Here is a 23,523-nt window from a genome sequence, read left to right on the forward strand (position 1 = left end):
CCTGGTGGCGGAAGAGCCCTTCACATCGGTAGTCAACTTCGGGCAACGGCGGCCTTTGAATTCACTCCCTCAAGCAAGGCGAGCAGGCCCTTCAGAATTTCGATGGGCGGTGGCGGGCAGCCTGGAATGTGCAGATCGACAGGCAACGCCTCCGACACTCCGCCCATCACGGCGTAGCTGCCGGCGAAACAGCCGCCGTTCTGGGCACAATCGCCGAGCGCGACCACCCATTTGGGGTTGGGAGTTGCGTCATAGGTCCGCTGCAATGCCTCGCGCATGTTTTTGGTCACCGGCCCGGTGACAAGCAGGACATCGGCATGGCGCGGCGATGCGACGAACCGGATTCCAAAACGCTCGATATCGTAGAAAGCGTTGTTGAGCGCGTGCATCTCGAGTTCGCAGCCGTTGCAGGAACCGGCATCGACTGCCCGGATCGACAGGCTTCGCCCCAATCTTCGATGAGCAACCCCGTTGAGGGCGCGTGCGAGTTCGTCAACCGCCGCGTCGCTCACTCGCGGCGGACGCTCGGTCAGCGGCGGGCGTATCAGGCTTTCGAAGAGGAGCTTGCGCATGATGGCTTGCCTTGGACCCTTAGAGGTCGTGCCCCGAATACGAGCAGTTGAACGATTTGTTGCATAGCGGGAAGTCGGCGACGATGTTGCCTTCGATGGCCGCTTCCAGCAGCGGCCATTGAAACCATGACGGATCGCGCAGGTGACAGCGCTCGACCAGGCCGCTTTCACCAATGCGCAGCCAGGCCAGAATGTCGCCCCGGAAACCCTCGACGAGCGCCATGCCTTCATGCGGGCCGCCTGTCCGTGCAAAGTCGACACGGATCGGTCCGCCCGGCAGCTGGCGCAGGATTTGCTCTACCAGGGACAAGCTCTGTTCGACCTCGTGAATGCGAATCCAGACACGGGCGTTCACGTCGCCTTCCTGGAGGAGAGGCACATTGAAGTTGAGCGCGTCATAGGGAGGATAGGCCAGACTGCGTCGCGCATCGAATTCTTGGCCGGATGCCCGGCCGACATACCCTCCGGCGCGATATTGTCGAGCGAGCTCCACCTTCAGCCGCCCAGTTGCGACCGTCCGATCCTGCAGCGACGCGGTGTTGTCGTAGAGTTCCACAAGCGCCGGAAACCGCTGCCTGATCTCCGCGATCAGGGACCAGATCGCTGTCGTCCCCTCGTCGTTCAGGTAGGTCGCCGCTCCTCCGGGCACGACGCGGTCGCGCATCAAACGATGGCCGAAGGCGGCATCGCTTGCCCGCAATACGCGCTCGCGCAGCACGCCGCAGTGGGCATGCATGAGTGCGAAGGCGGCGTCGTTGCAGATGGCGCCGATGTCGCCCAGATGGTTGGCCAGACGCTCCAGCTCGGCCATGAGCGCTCGCAGCCAGACCGCGCGCGGAGGAACCTCGATACCCAGGGCCGCTTCGACCGCGCGGGAAAAAGCAAGGGCGTATGCCACGGTACTGTCGCCAGAGGTTCTGCCCGCCAGCTTGGCGGCATGGTCGATGTCGGACCTCGCCATCAAGCCCTCTATGCCCTTGTGCGTGTACCCCAGGCGTTCCTCCAGCCGGACGACCGTTTCGCCGCTCGCTGTAAATCGAAAATGCCCTGGCTCGATGATGCCGGCATGCACGGGCCCGACCGGGATCTGATGCAGGCTTTCCCCCTCGGCAGGCAGGAATTGGTAGGGGGGCGCCGCCGCAACAGAAGTCCGGACGCGGGCACTCAACGGAAAGCTGATGCCCCAGTGGCCATGATCAAGCCACCGTCGTGTATCGGGCGCGCCCTGTGGCAAGAGCCCGAATAGGTCCGCCGCCGCACGTTCAAGGCGCAATGCGGGCGGATGCAGCAGGCCGACCGACGGGTAGCGGCCATCCGGACACAGCAGGCTGACAACGCCGATGTCCCCGGCGGTCTCGTCGAACAGTGCCATGTGGACGGTGCCTGGCTCGCCCCAAAAACCGAGCAGGCTCCAGTGGCCCTCGGCCAGTTGCCCGACGGCAAAGCTCCATTCTTTCGAAGTCACCACCGCGCGCGACCAGGGGAAATGGTTGTCGACACCCTTGCCGGCAAGGATGAGGTCGCTCAGTGCGGGCATGTCTTTTCTCCCGTCCGCTTCATCCCAGAAGGTTGGCGACATGCTGGAACCATATGACCAGCGGTGGTGGCAGATAGATGCCGGCGGCAAACACAAGCGCCAGGTGGGAATACATCGGAACGTAGGACGCCTCGGCGGGCGCGGTGCTGCCTCGCGGTTCGCCGAAAGCAACGCCGGTCAACCGAAGCAGCAGGGCGCCGAAAGCGAGCAGAATCCCGAACACCAAAGGAATCGCCAGAAGGGGGTGCCTTGCGAATGTCGAACTCACGACCAGGAATTCGCTCATGAAGATGCCGAGCGGAGGCAGGCCTGCAATGGCAACGACGCCGATGACGAGCGCCCAGCCAAGCCCCGGATGCGTTTCCGTCAGCCCCCGGATCTCGGCAATGTTCTGTGTTCCCTTGATCTGGGCGATGTGGCCGACCGTGAAAAAGATCGCCGACTTGGTCAGGCTGTGCATGACCATGTGCAGCAGTCCGGCAAAATTGGCGAGCGGGCCACCCATGCCGAAAGCGAACACGATGATGCCCATGTGCTCGATGGAGGAGTACGCGAACAGACGTTTGATGTCGCGGCGGCGGTAGAGCATGAAGGCCGCGAAGATGAGGGAGGTGAGCCCCATCGTGATCATCAGTGGCCCAGGCGCGATCGCGTCCGGGCTGGCCGCGAGCAGCAGCTTGAAGCGCAGCACCGCATAGAGCGCGACGTTGAGGAGCAGTCCCGACAACACCGCTGAAATCGGCGTCGGGCCTTCCGCGTGCGCGTCGGGCAGCCAGGCATGCAAAGGCGCAAGACCAACCTTCGTCCCATAGCCGAGCAGCAGGAAGACGAAGGCGACGTTGAGCAACGCCGGGTCGAAGCGCGCCGCGTGCTCGATAAGCACTGTCCAGACCATGGCATTCGTGCCTTCGCCGACAATCGGCTGCGCGGCCATGTAGACGAGGATGGTGCCGAAGAGGGCAAGCGCTATGCCGACACTGCCGAGTATGAAATACTTCCAGGCCGCCTCCAGCGCCTCGTGCGTGCGGTAGATGCCGACCATGAGCACGGTGGTCAGCGTGGCAAGTTCCACCGCCACCCACATCAAGCCGATATTGTTCGACACGAATGCCAGATTCATGCCGAACATCATGATCTGGTACATTGCGTGATAAAATCGCAAATTCGTCGCCGTCAGCCGTCCCGTATCCAGTTCGTGCGCAATGTAGGAGGCGCTGAACACACTGGTCGTGAAGCCGACGAACGTGTTGAGCACGATGAAAACGATATTGAGATCGTCGATGAGCAGGTATTGACCGGGCGGTGGCCGAACCGTGACGAAAAGCGATATTGCGGCGAGCAAGGTCAGCAAGCTCGCGGCGACATTGAGGCCAGCCGCCAGCCGATAATTCGGCAGCGCCGCCAGAAGCGCGGCCGCGACGACTGGTATCAGCAAAATGGCGGCCACCGCATCGAGGGAAAACGCGGTCAACGATGTTCTCCCCTGTAGTCGTCGAGCGCGCCGACATCGACCGAGTCGAACCTCTCGCGGATGCGGAACAGGAAGACACCGATGACGATGAAGGCGATGAGGATCGAGAAGGCGACACTGATCTCGACGACCAGCGGCATGCCCTTGGCCCCCGTGGCGGCAAGGACCAGGCCGTTCTCGAGCGACATGAATCCCACCACCTGGCTGACGGCATTCCGCCGGGTGACCATCACCAGGAGTCCCAGCAGTATTATGGACAGCGCGAAGGCCAGGTCCTCGCGGGCGAGGGGGGCGGCGTAGGGGGTGACCCTCAGCATCAGGACCATGGACAGGGTCACCAGCCCTATTCCCGCGAGCATGGTCGAACCGATCCCGACCGCCGTTTCTATATCGCGATGGATGCCGAGCCGCTGAATGATGCGATGAAGCCCGACGGGAATGATGATCGCCTTGAAAATGAGGGCAATCGCCGCCGTGACGTAGAGATGATGCGCGTCCTGTATGTAGGCCTGCCAAGCCACCGACAGGGCGAGGACGATGGCATGAACCGCAAAAACGTTGATCAGTGCAAAGAGGCGATCCTGGTACAGCATCATGAAACTGACCAGCACCAGGCCACCGGCCAGCAGATGAGCGATGTCGAAGGTGAGGCCGTTCATCAGAGGCTCCTCGAGACGAACCGCAGGAGCGTGGCAAGCAGGGCCAGCATGAGCGCTGCCCCGAGGAAATCCGGGACGCGGAAGACACGCATCTTGGCGATGGCAGTCTCGAACAAGGCGAGGAGAACGCCGCTCGCGGCAAGCTTGCAGATGTAGAAAATGACGCCCAGAACATAGGCCCAGGGCCCGGCCCCGGTGGTCACGAGCCCCCAGGGAACGAAGACACAGGAAATCAGCGAGACGTAGAGCAGAAGCTTCAGGAAGGCCGCGAAATCGATCATCGCCAGATGGCGACCGGAATATTCCAGGACCATCGCCTCGTGGATCATGGTCAGCTCCAGATGCGTCGCCGGGTTGTCCACCGGTACACGGGCATTTTCCGCGATTGCCACCATGACGAGAGCGATCAGTGACATTCCGAGCGATACCCGCAGGCCAACCTGCGGCGAGCCCATGAAAGCCGCCACCGTGGACAGTTGCGTCGCTCCGGCAACGAGTGCCAGGCTGAACACGATCAGGAGCATGGCGGGCTCGGCCAGGGACGCGATCATCACCTCGCGGCTGGCGCCGATGCCGCCAAAGCTCGTGCCGACGTCCATCGCCGCCAGCGCAAGGAAGAACCGTGCGCTTCCAAGCAGCGCCACGATCGCTATGAGATCGGCGGTCCAACTGAACTCGAGGCCGGTGGCGAATGTCGGTATGAGCGCGGCGGCGACCCAGGTGAAGGCGAAGATCAGGTAGGGTATGACGCGAAACAGCCAGGATGCATTGTCGGCCAGAACGACCTCCTTGCGCATGAGCCGCAAGAGATCGCGATAGGGCTGGATGAGAGGAGGGCCCTGGCGCCGCAACAGCCTTGCCTTCACCTTGCGGACGAAGCCGGTCAGGAGCGGTGCCAGCAAAAGCACCAGCAACATCTGCGCGCCCTGAACGGCCAACTCAAGGATCAGGGCCATAGTGCGAGCACCAAAAGCAGGACAATGAGAAAGAGAAATACAAGGGTCAGGTAGCGCCTGATCGTCAGGAACTGCAGATGGTTCAGGTGGTCGGTCGCAAAGTCGAGGGCCTTGCCTATGGGCAGATACAGCGTCTCCCAGATCACGTCATGGATTTCCAGATTGAAGCGGGCCGGACCGGTATCGCCGGGTGTCGGCATTTCGACCCTTTCAGTCGCGCGGAACACGAATGTGCCGAAGACCCGGCGGATAGGCTGTGCGAAGCTGACGCTCGTGTACTGCGAGCCCGGGACGGCATCGGCGAAGCCACAGCCCCAGGCGGGACCGCGACGGAGTGCGTGCGAGGCGAAGCGATGGATGACATAGACCGCGGCGGATGCGGAAATGGCGATGAATACAAACACCAGCAGGCCGTTGTAGGAACTGCGGCTCTCGGCGATTGGCGCGATCGAAAACCAAGGTTGCGCCATCTGCACCGGCATGCGGCTGCCGATGAGCGAAAGCGTCACGGGGGAAAGGCCATCTATGACAAAGCCCGGCAGAATGCCGGCAAGCAGACAGAGCGCGGCAAGGATGAACATTGCCGCCAACGAGTAGCGGTCGGCTTCGTGCGCTTGTTCCACCGCCGAGGTCCGTGGTCGACCCAGAAACGTAATTCCGAAGGCCTTTACGAAGCAGGCCGCGGCCAGCGCCGCCGACAGCGCCAGCAGGCCGCCGACCGCGGGCACCATCACCTTCAGGGCCCATTGCGGCAGATCCGGGCTTTGCAAGACAGCCTGGAAAGCCAGCCATTCGGAGACGAAGCCGTTGAAGGGCGGAAGCGAGGAGATCGCCACGCAGCCAACGAGAAAGACGAAGCTGGTCTGCGGCATCTTATGGATAAGACCGCCCAGCTTCTCCATGTCCCGTTCGCCGGTTGCGGTGAGCACGGCGCCGGCGCCGAAGAAAAGCAGGCTTTTGAAGAATGAATGGTTGAGAGCGTGGAACAGCGCGGCGGTAAGCGCCAGCGCGGCGGCCGATGGCATGGCGTTCGCCTTGAAGGCGAGCGCGAGACCAAGACTTACGAAGATGACGCCGATGTTTTCGATGGTGCTGTAGGCAAGCAGCCGCTTGAGGTCCTTTTCCATCAACGCGTAAAGGATTCCCAAGACAGCGGTGAGTCCTCCGAAGAAAAGGACGATGATGCTCGACCACCATGTCGGTTCACCGAGCAGGTCGAAGATAACGCGGATGAAGCCATACACGGCGACCTTGGTCATGACGCCGCTCATGAGTGCTGAGACATGACTTGGCGCGGCCGGATGAGCGAGTGGAAGCCAAACGTGTAGCGGAACGAGACCAGCCTTGGAGCCGGCGCCGAGCAACATGAGAGCTAGGACGAAAGTGGCCACGAGCGGGGTGGCCCCCGCGGCACGCATCGCTTCGAACGTGTAGTTTCCGCCCGGCCCGGACAACAAGCCGAACGCAAGCAGCAGCGCGAGCGTGCCGAAACTCGCCATCACGAGATAAATGTAACCGGCCCGTGCATTTTCCCGTTCGCGATGGTGGACGATGACCAGCGCCCAGGAAGAGAGCGACATGAATTCCCAGGAGAACAGGAAGATGAAGGCGTCGTCCGCGAGCACGACCAGATTCATTCCGGCGAGGAAGGCGGGGAAGAACGGCAGCACCCTGTGCGGCGAGGGCTCGTGGCTGCCATGGCCGAGACCGTAAAGGCTGGCCATGGCGCCGCCGAAATTGATGACGACGAGGAAGAAAGTCGAGAGCGCATCCAGGCGGAAATGAGCCCCAATCCAGGGCAGCCCGAGCGGCAATACGGCAGTCGACGGCGTGAGGGGGTCTTCGAGAATGCGGCCAGCGAGGACCAAGAGCGCGGCGACCGAAACACAGAGCGTCAAGCCGTAGACAAGGCGTGTTCCCGAGCCCGGTGTGCGGCTCAACGCAATCGCAAGCACCGCTGTCCCCAGGAGCGATGCAACGCCCCATAGGAGGACCGCGGCGTCCGAAGTCACGCCACGCTCCTCGCAGTGAATTTGGTGCCTGCATCGACACCGCCCAGCACTTTGGCGGGGTCGAAATCCGCTTTAAGCCGCACGCCACGTCCACCGATCTGGCTGGAGGCGCCCTCGGCGATCAGCTCGACGCCCGCAAGGTCAAGGGCCCCAATCAACTTCATCAGGGAATCGACGTTGCCCCGGATAATCGACTCGCTGGCTTCCATGCGCTGAATGGTCGGCACCGACAGGCCGGACAATTCGGCCAGCCTGCGCTGGTCAACGCCGAGGAGCGCCCTCGCGGCACGCAACTGTGGAGCAGTTATCACGGGTTGCATCTCTCATTGTTAGCTTTGAGATATTGTCCCTGCGGGTTGCAGCATATATTAAAATGCGGTGCATTCAATAAATGATGCGTGACACATCTATCTCTGCGCCATGGGAAACCGCGCGACAGGAGCCGGGATTGGGCGCTCCCCGGTGCCCGGCAAATGCAAAACGGGCCTGCCATGACGGAGGCCGCGAAACGCCTTGGCGAAAGGCCGTTCGAGAGACGAGTTGAGCGGCGGACTTAGGAATTTGGCTGTGGTGACCAGGTCATGATCCGGGTTGCGAAATATCATACCGATTTCGGCAACATCGAGGTTCTGCGGGCCAAGGACTCCGGTTCGTTCATCTATCGCCAAGGTGGCTGCTATCAAAGCGAGTGCGATCCGAATGGCGTCAGCGTCGTGCCCTATATACACGCCATCTTTGGTCTCCTCGCACAGGCGCGGGTGTCCGATGTCCTGATGATCGGTTGTGGCGGTGGCAGCCTGGGCACGATGCTGGATAGGGCTGGTGTGCGTGTTACGGTCGTCGACATCAATCCAAAGGCTTTCCAGATCGCCCGGAAATACTTTGGGTTACCTTATGGGGTTCACTGCTGCATCTCCGACGGGCGGGATTTTTTGCGCGCCGGCCGTCACCGCTACGATGCTATCGTTCTGGACGCATATTCCGGGCGGCGCATCCCGGATCACCTGTGCGCCGAGACATTCTTCGGCTTGGCGCAGACGCGTCTCAAGAATTCTTCCGGTATTCTGATCGGCAACGTTCATGCCCGTCACGACCTCGACATCATGCCGGATCGCGTTGCCGCAAAGTTCGCCAATATCTGGGCGGATGTGAGACTGCTCGATATCCGCGGCGCTCAGGATCGCAACGCACTCGTCATGGCAGGCAAGGTACGGGATCTCGTCCAACCGGTGATGCTGATGCCGCCGTCGGTCGGAGCCGAGGAGATCGAACGGGAGCTTGGCCTCCTGGCGTTCAGGCCTTGGCATGTGCCACGACGAACCGCCTAGAGCGTCAAAGCCCTGTCGAGCTACTGCCAGAGCCGCTTCATGCGGATAGACACATCTTCCAGGACTGGCATGGAGGCCAGCACAAGGAGAATGGCGGCGAGAAACAATGTCGCCGCAAAGCCGATGTGTTTGAAACCCACAGCGCCGATGACGCCGCCGATAAAGAACAATGCCACGAGCGACGCAAGCAGTCTCAGCTTTCTCCGGTCTGCTTTCACGAACAGTCTGTCCGAGTCATTGCCTGAGATGTTCCAGTAAAGCAGCTTGCCGAGTTCGATGCCCATATCCGTCACCAGGCCCGTGACATGCGTCGTCCGGATTCTGGCTTCCGATAGCTTGGTGATGATGGCGTTCTGCAACCCCATGATGAAACAAAGCAGCATCACCGTCATTGGCACGAACAGCGCTTCATGACGCGCAAGATGGCCGCCGAGCAGACCGAAACAGATCAGCAGGATAGCTTCCAGGACAAGCGGGAATGCGTATTCACCCTGTAGGCCCTGCCGCCTTCCCCAGTTGACCAGGATTGCCGAACAGGCGGCGCCTGTGACAAACGACAACAAGGCCCCCAACCCGGAAAGCGCCAGTCCGACATCGCCGAGTGCCAGATGGTCCGCCATCGACGAAACGATGCCGGACATGTGGGACGTGTACTGCTGAACCGCCAGGAAGCCGCCAGCGTTGGCGGCTCCCGCGATGAACGTCAGGAAACGGGCGAGATGCCGATCGGATCTTTCGCTTCGTTCCTTTCCGGTCAACCGACGCAGATACAGGATCATGATCGAACCTTGTCTTTCCATGCGGAAAAGCAGGACCGCAAGCTGATGTGGCGGGAAAGGCTCATTGAATGTTCTGGAGAAGGAAAGACAAAGGGGCGGTGAATGCGTGGCGTCGACGCTGTGCTTTGTAGGGCCTAGTTTGGCTTGCCCGGCGGCATGTCCGGATGGCGGAACCTGACACCACGCCCGCCATCGTCGCTACGCACATGTTCGCTGAGAAGCTCGACGCCGGCGCGGTTGAGCGCGTTGATCACCTTCATCAAGCTATCGACAACGCCTCGCACATTGCCCCGGCTGGCTTCCATTCGTTGGATCGTCGGCAGCGAGACGCTCGCCATTTCCGCCAGGGTTTTCTGGTCGATGTTGAGAAGGGCGCGGGCAGCACGAAGCTGGGAAGCAGTGATCATGGCATCAGCGTCTGAATATGAGAAATGATATCCATCATGGTATCATTGACGTATTAAACATCAATACAAAGCGAAAAAATATTAATCGGCCCTTGGCACGACGGGGCTCGGCAATTATCGTATCCGCATGACTCAGCGCTACGAACCTTTTCAGGAGCCGACCGGCACCTGGACCGTCAACGATGCTTGGACCGGACGGCCCGCCGAGATGGGCAGCCGAACCATCGTTGGAATGAACCAGCACGATGCCGAGGAACTCGCCGATCTCCTCAACGGATTGAATGCACAAAGGCAGGAAGCGAAATCATGAAGGTCAAGGACAGCAACGGCACTCCGCTGAGCGAAGGAGATTCCGTCACGCTCATCAAGGATCTCAAGGTCAAGGGAACGTCCGTCACCCTGAAACGGGGAACGCTGATCAAGAACATCCATCTCACGGGCAACGAGGATGAGGTCGAGTGTCGGGCCGAGAAGGTCAAGAACCTGGTTCTGCGGACAGAGTTCCTGAAAAAGGCGTAGGGAGCGGAGACGCATTCGTACGTTGCAGGGTTGCCGATGCAGGTCTGGAGTGAGGTCCATCCTAAAGTCCTGCTGATTACCGGCCGCTATCTCGCATTCGATGCATTCGGCATTCGGCATTCGGCTTGGCTGAACCTTGGCTCCGTTTCGTGGGTGCGTATGCGCCACAGGGAACACGCGCGTGATGAGAAGGTTTCGAAAACCATGCGCTGCGCTTTGACGACCGGCACCGCGTCCGTTTTCCAAGGAGCTAGAAGGGCGTCGAATTTTGTGCCTTGGCACGAAAATTGGCGACATGGGCGCGGTTGCCGCAGGTCTTGACGTCGCAATAGACCTTCGAGGCATTCCGTGTCGTGTCGACAAAGACGTTGCCGCAGGTCTCGGCCTTGCAGGTCTTCAGCCGTCCAGCTTCGCCATGGATGATCAGCGACATGATCGACATGGCGGTGTTGGATCGGATGCGCTCATCGAAGGAGAAATCGTCGTAGTAGTGGATGTGCCACCCAAACCCGCCATGGTTCATGATGCGTGGCGAAAATCGTGTCTTCTCGAGCACGGCGTTGGAGAAGTTGGCGAGCTCGTCTTGCGGCATCGAGAAGATGACGCGGAATTCCTTGGCGATCTCATGCAGCCTGTCCCGGTCGCGCTCGGTGATGTCGCGCTCGGTGATGGCGCGCGGATAAGTCATCCCGTAGCGATCGATCAAATCGTTGATCCAGGAGACGCTCACCTTCCGGCGTCTCGCCGGCGAAACAGCGACATATTCATTGAAGAGATTGCGTCTCGGGTTGATCGAATGACGGTGCAGGAAATTCGCTTCGCGCTTGGTGAAGCAAAAACCAATCTGCGCATTCTTGCCGAAATCGTGAGTTTGCTACGGTATCCCGTGCCAAAGGCCGATGCCGATTTCAATGAAGAAATGGCGTCTCGGATACGCTCGCGCATGTAGCATTGGCCTTCCGCTTTGCCCCGTCGGCCCAAGCGAAACGTTCGCGCATATCGCTAACTCCCCGCCACCGCCCGCACGCTCTCCCGCTCCACCAGCGGGCACTCCAGCTTGGTGATGGGATAGCGCCCCTGCCCGGGGGGCAAGGGTGCTTCCAGCTGTTCGATCGCCCACTGGCCCATCGCCATGTGCGGCAGGATCGATGTGGTCAGCGGCGGGAAAAGGTGCCGGGCGATTTCCTCGTCGTCGTAGCCGACCACGGAAATATCCCCGGGAATGTGCAGGCCAGCTTCCTTCAGCGCCTCGTAGCAGCCGATCGCGGTGCGGTCGTTCTGGCAGAAGATGGCAGTCGGGCGGTCCTTCAGCGCCAAAAGTTTCACCGTTGCGGCATAACCGGCGCTTGCCGACCAGTCGCCCTCGACCACCAGCTCCGGGTCGAACGGGATGTCGGCGGTGGCGAGCGCGCGGCGGTAGCCCTTCAGCCGGTCCTGTGCGGCCTGCATCCACGGCTCACCGGTGATGGTGGCGATGCGGCGGTGGCCATGGCTGATCAGATGCCGGGTCGAGCTCTGGCCGCCGGCGATCTCGGAAGGCACCACGGCGGGGAAGGCATAGTCCGACGTGTAGCAGTTGAGCAGGATCACCGGGATATCGAGGCTGTAGAGGTAGTCGGGCGCGGTGATCTCACGGGTGAAGATGGTCATGTAAATCAGCGCCGAAATGCCCCGCCTGGTCAGCGCCTGTATGGCGCGCGGTTCCATCACGGCGTCGCCCATGGTCTGTGCCACCAGCAGCACGTTGCCGGCATTCCACGAGGCCTGGCGCGCGCCCTCGATGGCGACCACCGCCTCCGGGCTGGTGGCGAGCTGGTCGACGGCAAAGCCGATCACCCCGTCAAGCCCGTCGAAGGCGGCAACAGGCTTGCGCAGTGCCGAAAAAGCGGGGGCGCTGTAGCCCAGCGCCCGGGCGGCCTCGATCACCCGCTCGCGGGTTTGCTGCGACAGCCTGATACCGGGTGAATTATTGAGCACGAAGGAAACGGTCGCCTGCGAACAGCCGGCGGCCCTGGCAATGTCGGTCATGGTGACCCGCCCCTTGGGCTTTGCCGGCGCCTTGCTGCGTCTCGCCGTCTCGCTGACCGGATCCGTCGTCTCGCTCATTGGTGTCCCCAATCCCCAGTCCTGTCTAGCGGCAGCCTGCCTGGCCGACAAGACGGCGCTGCAGTGTCGATTTATAGAAATCGTCACGATGGTTATATCTATTAGTAGCCGCGTGGTCCATCGGTCATCAGGTTCCGGCTATCCGGGGAAAGCAAGGGTTGTAAGGCTTATGCCGCCATGTCGCCCAGGGTGTAGGCTCGCGGCACGTCGTCTGGAATGTCGATGAGGCGTACCGAATGTTAGCTCAAAACTAATAGTATTTACTAATACAAAAATGCGCTGTAACGTCAATCCGTCGCGTCCGGCCCCGTTGGGTTCCGGCGCGGCGGAAAAGCGTGCGTGACTGGCCCGATGGCGAGCGGACATTGCCTCCGCAACCCCTGTCTCGGACATGTGATATGTCAGACAAATCGGACTATTTACGAATGATGGATGAGTCTCTAAAGTCCGTTGTCGTGGCTGGAACGACGCCATTCTCGTGAGTGCCGGGAACCCCTGAGGAGGAGGGGCGTCCAAGCCGCAAACGGCAAATTCAGGTGAGCAAGGCAATTCTAGTGAGCAAGACCGGTCAGCCGAATGGCTGGACCAAAACGGGAGGTTGAACATGAAATCCTTGATACGCAATGCATCCGTGGCCGCCGCGGCCCTGGTTGTCGGCCTGACGGCGACAGCCATCGCGCGCGCCGACGACAAGCCGACGCTGGCCTTCGTCGTCAACGGCGCTTCCGATTTCTGGAAAGCGGCCGAAGCCGGCGTCAAGAAGGCGCAAGGCGAACTGCCCGACTACACGCTTGAGCTGAAATATCCCGAGCAGTCCTCGGTCGCCATCCAGCAGCGCCTGATGGACGATCTGGTGACGGCCGGCGTCAAGGGCATCATGGTTTCGGCGGTTGACCCCAAGACCTCGACCGATGGCTTGAACAAGATCGCCTCGCAAACAGCGCTGTTCACCACCGACAGCGACGCTCCGCAGACCAAGCGTGTCGCCTATATCGGCTCGTCCAACGTCGACGCCGGCAAGCAGGCCGCCGATATCGCCAAGAAGGCGATGCCCAATGGCGGCAAGTGCCTCGGCTTCGTCGGCCTGCTCGGTGCCGACAATGCCAAGGAACGCATCCAGGGCTTCAAGGATGGGCTGGCCGGCACCAAGATCACGCTTGACGACGTGCGTGGCGACGATATCGACCAGGCCCGCGCCAAGAAGAATGTCGAGGACGCGCTGGTCGCCAGCCCCGACGTGACCTGCATGGTCGGGTTCTATTCCTACAACACGCCGCGCATCTATGAAGCGCTGCGCGACGCCGGCAAGCTCGGCCAGATCACGGTCGTCGGTTTCGATGACGATCCGATCACGCTGGGCGGCGTCAAGGAAGGCACCATTGCCGCCACCGTCGTGCAGCAGCCTTTCGAATGGGCCTATCAGGGCATGAAGCTGATGGCGGCCTATCTCAAGGGCGACAAGTCGGGCATCCCGGCCAATGCGCTGATCATCATCCCGACCAAGATCATCGGCAAGGATGATGTCGACGCCTATGCCGCCAACCTGAAGGCGATGGCTGGAAACTAAGGCCAGGAAGCAGTTCGGCCGGCTCAGCTTCGCTTGAGCCGGCCGCCCGCATTGACGAACCCGGCCGGGATGGTCAGTCTGCTGAGAGGTCGGCCCGCCAATCGCTGTCAGGCATGATGAATTATTCCGACACATCCATCGCGGCAATCACCCCGTTCCTCAGTCTCGAGAACGTGCGCAAGACCTATCCGGGCGTCGTCGCGCTCGATGGCTTCTCGATGGAGGTCAGGCCGGGCGAGGTTATCGGCCTCGTCGGCGAGAACGGCGCCGGCAAGTCGACCTTGATGAAGATCCTCGGTGGCGTCACCACGCCCGACACCGGCACCATCACGGTCGATGGCACCGCCCACAAGGGACTGACGGTTGAAGGCAGCCTGGGCTCCGGCATCGCCTTCGTCCACCAGGAACTCAACCTGTTCGAAAACCTCGATGTCGCCGCCAACATCTTCTTTGGCCGTGAACCGCTGCGCGCCGGACCGCTCAAGCTCGTCGACCGCGCCAGATTGCGCGCCATGGTGGCGCCGCTGCTCAAGCGCGTCGGCGCCAATTTTTCCGCCGACACGCAGGTCGCCGACCTGTCGCTTGCGCAACAGCAGATGGTCGAGATCGCCAAGGCGCTGTCGATCAAGGCAAGGCTGGTCATCCTCGACGAGCCGACATCGAGCCTGCCGATCGCCGAAACCGACAAACTGCTCGACGTCATCAAGGCGCTGAAGGCCGATGGCATCAGCGTCATCTTCATTTCGCACCGCCTGCACGAGGTCGAGCGCGTCGCCGACCGCGTCGTCGTGCTGCGCGACGGTATGTTGGCCGGCACGCTGGGCAAGCGCGACATCAACCACGACCAGATGGTCAAGCTGATGATCGGCCGCATGCTGAAGGAGCGCGAGAAGGCATCCGAGGCCGCGCGTGCGCCCGGCGCCGTCGCCCTCGCTGCCAAGGCCGTCCGCACTCCCACCTATCCCGGCCGCCCGGTCGACCTCGATGTCAGGCGCGGCGAGATCCTCGGCCTTGCCGGCCTGGTCGGCTCCGGCCGTACCGAGCTGGCACGCGTGTTCTTCGGTATTGACGGCAGCCTTGGCGGCGCGTTGGAGCTCGACGGAAAGCCGCTTGTGCTCGGCTCCGCGGCCGACGCCGTCGCGCACGGCATTTTCCTGGTGCCGGAAGACCGCAAGCTGACCGGCATCCTGCTCGACCTGTCGATCGCGCAGAACATTTCGCTACCCAATCTGCCGGCGCATGCCAGGCGCTCGCTGGTGTCGGCCAGTGCGGAGAACGCTACCGCCGAGAAGCAGAAGAAGGATCTCGGCATCAAGGCGCCATCGGTGCAGACACGCACCGGCACGCTGTCGGGCGGCAACCAGCAGAAGGTCGTGCTCGGCAAGTGGCTGGCCATGAACCCGAAGGTGATGATCCTCGATGAACCGACGCGTGGCATCGACATCGGCGCCAAGGCGGAAATCTACGGGCTGATGCGGGCGCTCGCCGATGCCGGCGTCGCCGTGCTGATGATCTCCAGCGACATGGAAGAGGTGATCGGCGTGTCCGACCGCATCGCCGTCATGCATGAGGGCCAGATCTCGGGCATTCTCGACAAGGACCAGTTCAGTCAGGAAAACGTGCTGCTGCTGGCTGTGGGCAAGCCGGCAAACTAATGCTGTCGCGCAGAAGTGACCTCGGGTTCGCGACAACGACATGCATACACCAAAGAGCCGGAGCGCGACGCGCTTAGGCCGTAAGCGGAGACGACGATGAGCAAGAAAGATCTCGGCCTGCTGATCCTGATCCTGGTGGTCGGGGCGATCGTCGCCATCATCAATCCGCGCTTTCTGTTGCCGATCAACCTTGCCAACACCTCGAACCTGATCGGTCTGTTTGGTATCCTCTCGATCGGCCAGGCCTTCGTCATCATCACCGGCGGCATCGAACTGTCGGTCGGCTCGCTGGTCGCGCTGCTGGGCACGCTGTTCATCGACTTCATCGCCGTGCGCGGCATGGGATGGCCTGTTGCCTTCATGCTCATCCTTGTGCTTGGCGCGATCATCGGGCTGGCGCATGGCTGGCTGATCACGCGGCTGAAATTGCAACCCTTTGTCGTGACGCTGTGCGGCTTGCTGATCTATCGCGGCGTCGCGCGCTTCTACACCGCCGACGGCACGGCCGGCTTCGCCTTCGGCCAGAATTTTCCTGACCTCGAATTTCTCACCGCTGGCCGCTCCTGGGGCGTGCCGAACTCCTTCTTCGCCCTGATCATCATCGCCATCGTCATGTGGGTGGTGCTGCACCGCTCGGTGTTCGGCCGCTATCTCTATGCCATCGGCAAGAACGAGGAGGCGGCGAAATATTCGGGCATCCGCACCGGCCGGATCGTCATGGCCGCCTATGTCATCTGCGGCGTGCTGACCGCCTTGTCTGCGATCTACTTCGCCATGTACACGCGCTCGATTTCACCCGCCAGCCATGGCCAGTTCTACGAACTCTACGCCATTGCCGCTGCTGTGCTTGGCGGTTTCTCGCTGCGTGGCGGCGAGGGCTCGCTGATCGGCGTCGTGCTTGGCACCGTGCTGCTGCAGGAGTTGCAGAACCTTGTCAATCTGCTCGGCATCCCGTCTTCCCTCAACTTCGCGGTGATGGGAGGGGTCATCCTCATCGGCGTGCTGGTCGACCAGCAATGGGGCGTGTTCCGCGCACGGCGGCTGATGGTGGATGCCGCTCGCAAGAATGTCGCTGGTGCGCCCGCGGAATAAGCACTTGCCCATGACTCAACTGCTTGTCCGCGCTTTGCGAATATTATAATAGCATAACCCGATATTGCTCGGGGGGTGGACGGGACATGCGCTGCGATTTGCGAGGCAAGGTAGCGTTGGTCACCGGGGCCGCGGGCGCTATCGGCAGTTCCATCGCCGAACGCCTGTCCGACAATGGTGCTGCCGTCGTCGTCGCCGACATCAACGGCGAGGGCGCGAGCCAGGTCGCGGCCGGTCTGAGCAACGCCATGGCCTGCGCCACCGACATCCGTGATGCCGCCTCGGTCGACAGTGCGATCGCCGCGATCATGCAGCGCTACGGCCGCCTCGACATCCTCATCAACAATGCCGGCGTCAACACGCTGGCGCACCGCGTCACCCTGGACGAATTCCCGCCCGAGGAATGGGACCGCATCACCGGCATCGACCTTGACGGCCTCTATATCATGAGCCGGGCGGCGCTCGGATCCATGCTCGCCGCCGGCAACGGCGGGCGTATCGTCAATATCGCCTCGGTCGTCGGGCTTGCCGCCATGCGCCTGCAGAGCCCGTTCGTCGCCGCCAAGGCCGGCATCATCCATCTGACACGTTCGATGGCGATCGAACTTGGCGCCAGGGGCATCCTGACCAACGCCGTCGCCCCGGGGTCGGTGATGACGGCGCTGACGGCCAAGCTGTTTTACGGCGACGACGGCAAGTTCGCCGGCCGCACGCAGGAGTTCCTCGCCCATGTCCCGCTCGGCCGCCCGGCTGAACCGCAAGAGATCGCCGAGGCGGTGCTGTTCCTGGCCTCGCCCGCCGCCAGCTACGTCAACGGCCAGGTCCTGGCCGTCGATGGCGGCTGGACGGCGGGATACATGATGTGAGTGACGCGATGGAAATCGATCTCGTCGGCGCGACGATAGCGCTGGAAGGCCCAGGCAATCCGCTTGTCGAAGCGGCACTTGCCGCCTTGCGTGCCAATGGCGGCCGCATTGTCGAGGGGGTGCGGGCACGGCCCGCTGGCATGCTGCCCCCCGACATCTTGCTTGTATCCTGCCCGTTGCGTCCGGGAACGACGGCCGAAGATTCCCCCACCTTGTATGCCGATGCCCGCAAGGCCGCCGTGGCCATGACCGAGCGCGGCCGCGGGCGCATTGTCTTCCTGATCTCGGCCACCGCCGGCATGCCGATGCGTCGCCATCCGCGCTTCTCCATGGAGAATGCCTCGATCCTGGCCGGCATGCGTACGCTGGCCATGGAGTTCGGGCCGAAGGTGCTGGTCAATGCCGTCGGCTTCGGCGCGGTCGAGGGTGAAACCATGGTTTCGGGCGACAAGGCGATGCTTAGCCACACACCGGTCGGCCGCGCCGGCCGCATCGAGGAAGCGGTCGCGGCGGTGTTGTTCTTCTGCGATCCGCTCAACACCTACACGACGGGCCAGATGCTGGGCGTCGACGGTGGGTGGACGGCAGGCTATGGGCGTAATTTCTGAATTGCTGAGCATCGGATCGGGAGCTCTCCAAGTCGCGTTGGTGCCGCGGATCGGCGGCTCCGTCAGTTCGCTGCGCTGGCAGGGCATCGACCTCATGCGCCGGCTTTCGGATGCGGATCTTGATGCCGGCAATGTGCTTGGCGTCGCCATGTTTCCGATGACGCCCTTTGCCAACCGCATCGCCGGAAACGCCTTCGAGTTCGCGGCACGGCGCTGGCGGGTCCAGCCCAACAATCCGCCCGAAAAATTCAACGTCCATGGCAGCGGCTGGCAACATGCCTGGACGGTCACCGAAATGGGAGTGACCAGCGCGACGCTGTCATTGGATATTGCTTGCGGAGACGAACCTTATTCCTATCACGCGACGCAAACCTTCGTGGTTTCCGACGAAAGGCTGTCGGTGACGATGACACTGGCCAACACCGGCCCGGCTGCCTTGCCGTTCGGTTTTGGCCTGCATCCCTGGTTTGATCGCGACCCCGACGTGACGGTGCAGTTCAAGGCTAGGCGCTTCTACCTCGAAGAGCCCGATGGCGTGTCGGGCGATTCCATCACCTTGCCGCCCGAACTCGACTTTGCCGGGGGCCGGCCCTTGCCGGGCGGCTGGCGCAACAATGACTATGGCGGCTGGGACGGCGAAGCGACGATCCGCTTTCCGGCACGCGGCGCGGGATTGCGGATCACTGCCGACCCTGTCTTCAAGCATCTGATGCTCTATGCCGACCCCTCAAAGCCGTATTTCTGCGTCGAACCGCAGACCAACGCCTCGGGCGCCTTCAACAGGGGCCGATGGGATGATCCGGGAGAGGGCGTGATCGTGCTCGCCGCAGGTGAAAGTGCTGCTGGCACGGTTTCGTTCACGCCCTTCGCGCTTGGGACCTAAAGCAGCCGGGCCAGGAGCCCGCCATCGACTTGCATGGCGCTGCCGGTGACGAAGGATGCGGCATCCGAGATCAGGAAGCCGATTGCCGTGGCGATCTCGGAGGGGTTGGCGATGCGCGCGATCCGGTTGGGTTCGAAGGACAGGCCGAGCGCCTCGGCGCCGCCGGCCGCTTCCAGCCCGTCCAGCGTCATCCGGGTGGCGACCGAGCCGACCAGCACGGCGTTGACGCGGATGCGGTCGACGGCATAGTCGAGCGCCATCTGTCGCGACAGGCCGACAACCGCTGCCTTGGTCGCGGCGTAGGCGGGCACGCCGGGAACCGTGGCGTCGGCGTGCACGGAGGCGATGTTGACGATCGAGCCGCCGCCGGCCGCACGCAGCAGCGGCAAGGTCGCCCGGCAGACGCGGAAGATGGCCGTCAGATTGACGGCGATGGTCCTGTCCCAGTCCTCGTCGGAAACCTCTTCAAGCCGCTTGCCGGTCGGATAGATACCGGCACAGTTGACGACTGCGTCGAGCCCACTGAAACGCTCGACCGCTGCGGCCACGGCTGCCTGGACGTCCGCTTCGCGGGTGAGGTCACTTTCGCGGAAGATCAACTGGCTTTCCGTGTGACGGTTGGCCAACGCCCTTCCTTCTTCGCCATCCAGCCCGGCGCCGAAGACCTTGGCGCCCTCCGCGACAAGGTATTCCGCTGTCGCCCGGCCGATGCCCGTCGCGGCTCCCGTGATAAAAATACGTTTGCCGGCGAACATCATGACGAAGCCCGCGCAGCCATTGCGTGGCGATCCGCTTGCGCTGATGTCACCGAGCGCAGCACGCGATCCTCGCCGCCTTCGCCGCGGTTGAATTCGTCGACGATGCGGCCGTCGGCGACGACGAGGCAACGGTCGCAAAGGCCGATCAGTTCCTCGAGTTCCGATGCGACGATCAGCAAGCCCACGCCTTTCTCGGCCAGTTCGACGACAAGCCGGTAGATTTCGTGGCGGGTCGCCGCGTCGACGCCCTTGGTCGGCTCGTCGAGCAGAAGCACTTTCGGTGCCCGCATCAGCACGCGGGCAAACAGCAGTTTCTGCTGGTTGCCGCCCGACAAATGGGTGACCGCCGCCCGCGGTGACGATGCCTTGACGTTGAGCGCACGCATGGCGGCGAGGATCGAGTTGCGCTCCAGCCGCCCGCGCACCATGCCGTGCCGCGACAAGGGCGCCAGATTGCCGATGGTGATGTTGGCCCCGACCGGCAGGTTGAACAGCAGGCCGTCGCGCTTGCGGTCCTCGGTCAGCAAAGCGATGCCGGCCGCGCGGGCCTCGGCTGGCGATCTGACCGCTACAGGCTGGCCCATGACACGGATTTCGCCTTCGGCAGCGACGCGACCATAGATGCCGTGCAGGATCTCGCTGCGGCCGGAACCAAGCAAACCCGCCAGCCCGACAATCTCGCCAGCGGTCACGGAGAGGCTGATGTCCCTTGCGCCATGAACAGCGCCGCTGTGGCCAGCGACCGTGAGATGGCGAACCTCCAACGCGGTCGGCGCACCAACAGGTGCGGCGTGCACCGGAAACAGCCGCTGCAGCCTTTGGCCGGACATGGAGAAGATGAAGGTCTCGGCATCAAAATCCTCGCGCGCGATCCGCACCGCTACCTTGCCGTCACGCAGCACGGTGGCGCGGTCGCAGATGGCGAGCACTTCGGGCAGGCGGTGCGTGATGTAGATCATGGCCACGCCTTGCGCCTTCAGGCGGCGCAGCACGCTGAACAGGGCATCGACTTCGGTTCCGGAAAGCGAGGCGGTTGGCTCGTCCAGCATCAGCACGCGCGGCTTCATGACGATGGCACGCGCGATCATAACAAGATGGCGCTGTGCCGAGGTCAGTGACGCGACATAGGCCCTGGGATTGATGTCGATGCCGAGGTCGGCGAAGATCTCGCCGGCGCGCTGCTCGAGTTTCCGCTGATGCACCAGCATGCCGGCGCCGAGCCCTGTGCGGCCGGCAAAGACATTCTCGGCCACCGAAAGCTGTTCCAGCACCTCGATTTCCTGCGGCACATAGCCGACGCCGCTCGAGCGCGCACCGGCGGGCGAGGTGAAATTGACGGGCCGGCCGTCGAGTTGGATCGTGCCGCTGTAGGAGCCGGCCGGATGCACGCCGTTGAGGATCTTGACCAGCGTCGACTTGCCGGCGCCGTTCTGGCCAAGCAGAGCGTGGATCTCGCCCGGGGTCACATCGAAGTCGACACCGCGCAGCGCCTGCACGCCGCCAAAATTCTTGGCGATTGCAGTGGCTGAAAACAGGGGCTTTTGATTGATGTCGGACACGATGATCCCTTGGAAAGGAGCCGGATCCGCGAGATGCGGACCCGGCAGTGCGGTCGTTACTGTCCGGCGCCGTCCAGCATCTTGTAGTACGGGGCGAGATCGGCTGCTGTGATCACCTTGGCCGGCAACGGATTGCTGTAGGGCACGGTCTTGCCCTGGGCGAGATCGCCCAGCAGTTCGGCCACCTTGGCGCTCTCTTCATAGAGCGGTTGCGCGACGATGCCGTAGGCGGCGCCCGACTTCACCAGATCAAGGTTCTGCCTGATGTAGTCCATGCCGATGATGACGACATCGCGTCCGGCCTTGCGCGCCGCGCCCGACCAGGTCTGGATCGAGTTGCCCGTGGTGCCGAAGGCTGCGGTCACGTCAGGATTGCCCTGCAGGATCGCCACCGCCTTGGCTTCCGCCGCCGATGGCTCGAAGCCCTCCATCTGTGTGTCGAGCACCTTGATGTTGGGGTACTTCGCCGCGATGGTCTTGCGGAAGGCATCCGACATGGCGTTCTCGGTGTCGTTGGAAGCGCCTTGCGTCAGCGCCACGGTGCCCTTGCCGCCCAGCTTGTCGCCGATGGCGATGGCCGCATTGGCGCCGACCTCGGCGATGTTTTCGCCCGTCGCTGCCTTCAAGCCTTTGACGGTGCCTTCCGGCGGCAGGACATGCCAGGTGACGATCGGAAAGCCTTCCTTGGCCAGCTTGGTGATGTAGGAAAAGATCGCCGGATCGACGCCATAGACGCCGATGGCATCATATTTGGTGCGGGCAAGGGCGGCTTCGGCCAGCGGCAGCGTCGCCGGAATGTCCCAGTTGGTTGCACTCGGGTCGCCGACGACCTCGCAGGTGTAGCCGAGCTCCTTGCATTTATTGAGGAAGCCGGCCTGCATCAACCGGTGCACGGGGTGGTCTTTCATCGCCTGCACCCAGAGCAGATGGACGTCGGCTGCTTTGGCAAGACTGGCCGAGCCCAGCGATGTGGCAATCACCGCCGCCGAAAACGCGGCGCGGACCAGCCGCTTCGTCAAATGAATTTTCATGCTTTACCTCCCTTGGTTCGCCGGCCTTTTGCCGGCGCAATATCGCTGTCTCTGGCTGGCTTTTCAGGCGCCGGCGATGAAATAGCGGCGGCGCACGATGTCGAGGCCGACGGCCATCACCATGATCACGCCGACCGCGATCTGCTGCCAGTTGGAGTTGACGCCGATGACGACGAGGCCGCTCTGCACGATTTTCAGCAAAAGGATGCCGACAACGCCGCCAGCCACCGTGCCGGCGCCGCCGAACAGGCTGACGCCGCCGACCACGACACCGGCGATGACAGTCAGTTCCCAGCCGCTGCCGATCGAGGTGCCGCCGCTGCCGAGGTCGGCCATGACGAACATGCCGGCGATCGCCGCCAGCGCGCCGACGGTGATGAAGGCGCCGATCTTGTAGGCATTGGTGTTGATGCCGACGAGGTGCGCCACCTCCTTGTTGCCGCCGGTGGCATACATGTTGCGCCCGAGCACGGTTCGCCGCAGCACGAAGTCGGCAATGATGGCGGCGATGATGAAGAAGGCAAAGCTCCAACCGAGACCGAAGACGAGATCGGTGCCGCCAATATCATTGATCGCATCCGGCAGCGGATACACGGGGTAACCACCCGTCACCACCTGGATCAGCCCCTGGCCGATGAACAGCATGCCGAGTGTCTGGATGAAGGCAGGAATGCCCAGCCTGACGACGATCAGCCCATTGAGGAGACCAATCAGGGCGCCGACGCCGATGCCGCCGAGAATGGCTGCTGTCACCGGCAAGGCCGCCGCCGTCATCAGCTTGCCGGCGACCACGGCGGACAGGCCGGCAACCGAGCCGACCGACAGGTCGAACTCGCCGGCGACCAGCAGGATGGTCTGGCCGATGGCGATGATGCCGACAAAGGACACGACGTTGAGAATGGCGCGGATGTTGCGCTCCGACAGGAAGGCCGGTTCGAGCAGCCAGAAGAAGGCGATCAGTAGCGCCATGGCCGCAAGCACCCCCACCTCGCCGACGGCAATCAAGCCGATCAGTCGCCGCCGGAACGATTGCGCGTCCCGGGGCGGCGAGTTCACCTCGGCCGCGCTGTTCATCCTGACCTCCCTGGCGGCGTCTGTTGCCGGCTCTTGCTGCCGGCCCATTCGCCAGCGCCGATGTCGGCGCACTCCTCGTCATTA

At 62.6% G+C, this 23,523-nt stretch carries 24 protein-coding genes and 1 pseudogene; 10 read left to right on the plus strand and 15 right to left on the minus strand.

Features of this window, described 5'->3' with window-relative positions; all coding sequences use genetic code 11:
• Positions 1–32: 32 nt before the first annotated feature.
• Genes AC1VON_RS05955 through AC1VON_RS05985 form a run of 7 tightly spaced genes read right to left on the minus strand, consistent with a single transcriptional unit; the run spans position 33 to position 7,518 of the window.
• Positions 33–572 carry an NADH-quinone oxidoreductase subunit B family protein gene (locus AC1VON_RS05955; RefSeq protein WP_483120924.1) on the minus strand — a complete coding sequence of 180 codons (540 nt, stop codon included), beginning with the start codon at positions 570–572 and terminating at the stop codon, positions 33–35.
• 19 nt (positions 573–591) lie between these two features.
• On the minus strand, positions 592–2,109 hold the full coding sequence (locus AC1VON_RS05960; protein ID WP_483120926.1) for a hydrogenase large subunit: 1,518 nt from the start codon (positions 2,107–2,109) through the stop codon (positions 592–594).
• A gap of 19 nt (positions 2,110–2,128) precedes the next feature.
• Entirely contained in the window at positions 2,129–3,580 is a 1,452-nt protein-coding gene (locus AC1VON_RS05965) for a hydrogenase 4 subunit F (RefSeq protein ID WP_172347475.1), read from the minus strand.
• Complete coding sequence (locus tag AC1VON_RS05970) at positions 3,577–4,239, minus strand: hydrogenase-4 component E (RefSeq protein WP_096448857.1); 663 nt, start codon at positions 4,237–4,239, stop codon at positions 3,577–3,579. The genes AC1VON_RS05965 and AC1VON_RS05970 overlap by 4 nt, the downstream gene beginning before the upstream one ends.
• Positions 4,239–5,195 carry a respiratory chain complex I subunit 1 family protein gene (locus tag AC1VON_RS05975; RefSeq protein WP_096448855.1) on the minus strand — a complete coding sequence of 319 codons (957 nt, stop codon included), beginning with the start codon at positions 5,193–5,195 and terminating at the stop codon, positions 4,239–4,241. The genes AC1VON_RS05970 and AC1VON_RS05975 overlap by 1 nt, the downstream gene beginning before the upstream one ends.
• Positions 5,186–7,207, minus strand: coding sequence for a hydrogenase 4 subunit B (gene hyfB, locus AC1VON_RS05980; protein WP_172347474.1), 2,022 nt, complete (start codon positions 7,205–7,207; stop codon positions 5,186–5,188). Before hyfB ends, AC1VON_RS05975 begins: the two co-directional genes overlap by 10 nt.
• Positions 7,204–7,518: a helix-turn-helix domain-containing protein gene (locus AC1VON_RS05985; protein WP_172352788.1), complete on the minus strand. Its 315-nt coding sequence runs from the start codon at positions 7,516–7,518 to the stop codon at positions 7,204–7,206. Before AC1VON_RS05985 ends, hyfB begins: the two co-directional genes overlap by 4 nt.
• A 270-nt stretch (positions 7,519–7,788) precedes the next feature.
• Here AC1VON_RS05985 and AC1VON_RS05990 point away from each other — a divergent pair, with 270 nt between their 5' ends.
• Positions 7,789–8,535, plus strand: coding sequence for a spermidine synthase (locus AC1VON_RS05990; RefSeq protein WP_483120928.1), 747 nt, complete (start codon positions 7,789–7,791; stop codon positions 8,533–8,535).
• A gap of 32 nt (positions 8,536–8,567) precedes the next feature.
• Here the strand turns inward: AC1VON_RS05990 and AC1VON_RS05995 are convergent.
• Positions 8,568–9,317 (minus strand): annotated as a pseudogene (locus AC1VON_RS05995) (YoaK family protein); the annotation flags it as partial.
• Between the two features lie 131 nt (positions 9,318–9,448).
• A complete protein-coding gene (locus AC1VON_RS06000; protein WP_483120930.1) occupies positions 9,449–9,721 on the minus strand; it encodes a helix-turn-helix domain-containing protein in 273 nt (90 codons plus the stop codon).
• A 127-nt stretch (positions 9,722–9,848) separates the two neighbouring features.
• Here AC1VON_RS06000 and AC1VON_RS06005 point away from each other — a divergent pair, with 127 nt between their 5' ends.
• Positions 9,849–10,031, plus strand: coding sequence for a hypothetical protein (locus AC1VON_RS06005; protein ID WP_172347470.1), 183 nt, complete (start codon positions 9,849–9,851; stop codon positions 10,029–10,031).
• Positions 10,028–10,240: an alkylphosphonate utilization protein gene (locus tag AC1VON_RS06010; RefSeq protein ID WP_056568696.1), complete on the plus strand. Its 213-nt coding sequence runs from the start codon at positions 10,028–10,030 to the stop codon at positions 10,238–10,240. Before AC1VON_RS06005 ends, AC1VON_RS06010 begins: the two co-directional genes overlap by 4 nt.
• Before the next feature lie 250 nt (positions 10,241–10,490).
• Here AC1VON_RS06010 and AC1VON_RS06015 read toward each other — a convergent pair whose 3' ends face one another.
• Complete coding sequence (locus AC1VON_RS06015) at positions 10,491–10,970, minus strand: CGNR zinc finger domain-containing protein (protein WP_483120932.1); 480 nt, start codon at positions 10,968–10,970, stop codon at positions 10,491–10,493.
• 66 nt (positions 10,971–11,036) lie between these two features.
• Here AC1VON_RS06015 and AC1VON_RS06020 point away from each other — a divergent pair, with 66 nt between their 5' ends.
• Complete coding sequence (locus tag AC1VON_RS06020; protein WP_172347468.1) at positions 11,037–11,189, plus strand: hypothetical protein; 153 nt, start codon at positions 11,037–11,039, stop codon at positions 11,187–11,189.
• Positions 11,190–11,242: 53 nt separating this feature from the next.
• Here AC1VON_RS06020 and AC1VON_RS06025 read toward each other — a convergent pair whose 3' ends face one another.
• Complete coding sequence (locus tag AC1VON_RS06025) at positions 11,243–12,346, minus strand: LacI family DNA-binding transcriptional regulator (RefSeq protein ID WP_483120934.1); 1,104 nt, start codon at positions 12,344–12,346, stop codon at positions 11,243–11,245.
• Positions 12,347–12,950: 604 nt separating this feature from the next.
• Here AC1VON_RS06025 and AC1VON_RS06030 point away from each other — a divergent pair.
• The 6 genes from AC1VON_RS06030 (at position 12,951) to AC1VON_RS06055 (ending at position 19,017) form a co-directional block, all read left to right on the plus strand.
• Entirely contained in the window at positions 12,951–13,913 is a 963-nt protein-coding gene (locus tag AC1VON_RS06030) for a sugar-binding protein (RefSeq protein WP_140770502.1), read from the plus strand.
• Between the two features lie 116 nt (positions 13,914–14,029).
• Entirely contained in the window at positions 14,030–15,568 is a 1,539-nt protein-coding gene (locus AC1VON_RS06035; RefSeq protein WP_172352787.1) for a sugar ABC transporter ATP-binding protein, read from the plus strand.
• Between the two features lie 96 nt (positions 15,569–15,664).
• Complete coding sequence (locus AC1VON_RS06040) at positions 15,665–16,660, plus strand: ABC transporter permease (protein WP_172347466.1); 996 nt, start codon at positions 15,665–15,667, stop codon at positions 16,658–16,660.
• 86 nt (positions 16,661–16,746) lie between these two features.
• Positions 16,747–17,526, plus strand: coding sequence for an SDR family NAD(P)-dependent oxidoreductase (locus AC1VON_RS06045; protein WP_483120937.1), 780 nt, complete (start codon positions 16,747–16,749; stop codon positions 17,524–17,526).
• Positions 17,523–18,134 carry an SDR family oxidoreductase gene (locus tag AC1VON_RS06050; protein ID WP_246740863.1) on the plus strand — a complete coding sequence of 204 codons (612 nt, stop codon included), beginning with the start codon at positions 17,523–17,525 and terminating at the stop codon, positions 18,132–18,134. The genes AC1VON_RS06045 and AC1VON_RS06050 overlap by 4 nt, the downstream gene beginning before the upstream one ends.
• Positions 18,118–19,017, plus strand: a complete 900-nt coding sequence (locus AC1VON_RS06055) for an aldose 1-epimerase (protein WP_483120939.1) — start codon at positions 18,118–18,120, stop codon at positions 19,015–19,017. Before AC1VON_RS06050 ends, AC1VON_RS06055 begins: the two co-directional genes overlap by 17 nt.
• Here the strand turns inward: AC1VON_RS06055 and AC1VON_RS06060 are convergent.
• From AC1VON_RS06060 to AC1VON_RS06075, 4 genes are all read right to left on the minus strand, one after another.
• A complete protein-coding gene (locus AC1VON_RS06060) occupies positions 19,014–19,772 on the minus strand; it encodes an SDR family NAD(P)-dependent oxidoreductase (RefSeq protein ID WP_483120940.1) in 759 nt (252 codons plus the stop codon). The genes AC1VON_RS06055 and AC1VON_RS06060 overlap by 4 nt on opposite strands.
• Positions 19,772–21,334, minus strand: a complete 1,563-nt coding sequence (locus AC1VON_RS06065) for a sugar ABC transporter ATP-binding protein (RefSeq protein ID WP_483120942.1) — start codon at positions 21,332–21,334, stop codon at positions 19,772–19,774. Before AC1VON_RS06065 ends, AC1VON_RS06060 begins: the two co-directional genes overlap by 1 nt.
• Positions 21,335–21,390: 56 nt before the next feature.
• On the minus strand, positions 21,391–22,365 hold the full coding sequence (locus AC1VON_RS06070) for a sugar ABC transporter substrate-binding protein (RefSeq protein ID WP_172347461.1): 975 nt from the start codon (positions 22,363–22,365) through the stop codon (positions 21,391–21,393).
• Between the two features lie 63 nt (positions 22,366–22,428).
• Entirely contained in the window at positions 22,429–23,439 is a 1,011-nt protein-coding gene (locus AC1VON_RS06075) for an ABC transporter permease (protein ID WP_483120944.1), read from the minus strand.
• Positions 23,440–23,523: the final 84 nt, after the last annotated feature.

This window comes from Mesorhizobium sp. HAY1-8B (assembly GCF_056868045.1).

Coding starts and splice junctions, on each gene's coding strand:
- AC1VON_RS06035 (WP_172352787.1), top strand. CDS start 14,030: ATGAATTATTCCGACACATCCATCGCGGCAATCACCCCGTTCCTCAGT.
- AC1VON_RS05975 (WP_096448855.1), bottom strand. CDS start 5,195: ATGGCCCTGATCCTTGAGTTGGCCGTTCAGGGCGCGCAGATGTTGCTG.
- AC1VON_RS06020 (WP_172347468.1), top strand. CDS start 11,037: ATGACGGTGCAGGAAATTCGCTTCGCGCTTGGTGAAGCAAAAACCAAT.
- AC1VON_RS05955 (WP_483120924.1), bottom strand. CDS start 572: ATGCGCAAGCTCCTCTTCGAAAGCCTGATACGCCCGCCGCTGACCGAG.
- AC1VON_RS06055 (WP_483120939.1), top strand. CDS start 18,118: ATGGGCGTAATTTCTGAATTGCTGAGCATCGGATCGGGAGCTCTCCAA.
- AC1VON_RS05960 (WP_483120926.1), bottom strand. CDS start 2,109: ATGCCCGCACTGAGCGACCTCATCCTTGCCGGCAAGGGTGTCGACAAC.
- AC1VON_RS06075 (WP_483120944.1), bottom strand. CDS start 23,439: ATGAACAGCGCGGCCGAGGTGAACTCGCCGCCCCGGGACGCGCAATCG.
- AC1VON_RS05970 (WP_096448857.1), bottom strand. CDS start 4,239: ATGAACGGCCTCACCTTCGACATCGCTCATCTGCTGGCCGGTGGCCTG.
- AC1VON_RS06030 (WP_140770502.1), top strand. CDS start 12,951: ATGAAATCCTTGATACGCAATGCATCCGTGGCCGCCGCGGCCCTGGTT.
- AC1VON_RS06070 (WP_172347461.1), bottom strand. CDS start 22,365: ATGAAAATTCATTTGACGAAGCGGCTGGTCCGCGCCGCGTTTTCGGCG.
- AC1VON_RS06000 (WP_483120930.1), bottom strand. CDS start 9,721: ATGATCACTGCTTCCCAGCTTCGTGCTGCCCGCGCCCTTCTCAACATC.
- AC1VON_RS06025 (WP_483120934.1), bottom strand. CDS start 12,346: ATGAGCGAGACGACGGATCCGGTCAGCGAGACGGCGAGACGCAGCAAG.
- AC1VON_RS06040 (WP_172347466.1), top strand. CDS start 15,665: ATGAGCAAGAAAGATCTCGGCCTGCTGATCCTGATCCTGGTGGTCGGG.
- AC1VON_RS06060 (WP_483120940.1), bottom strand. CDS start 19,772: ATGTTCGCCGGCAAACGTATTTTTATCACGGGAGCCGCGACGGGCATC.
- AC1VON_RS05990 (WP_483120928.1), top strand. CDS start 7,789: ATGATCCGGGTTGCGAAATATCATACCGATTTCGGCAACATCGAGGTT.
- AC1VON_RS06045 (WP_483120937.1), top strand. CDS start 16,747: ATGCGCTGCGATTTGCGAGGCAAGGTAGCGTTGGTCACCGGGGCCGCG.
- AC1VON_RS06010 (WP_056568696.1), top strand. CDS start 10,028: ATGAAGGTCAAGGACAGCAACGGCACTCCGCTGAGCGAAGGAGATTCC.
- AC1VON_RS06005 (WP_172347470.1), top strand. CDS start 9,849: ATGACTCAGCGCTACGAACCTTTTCAGGAGCCGACCGGCACCTGGACC.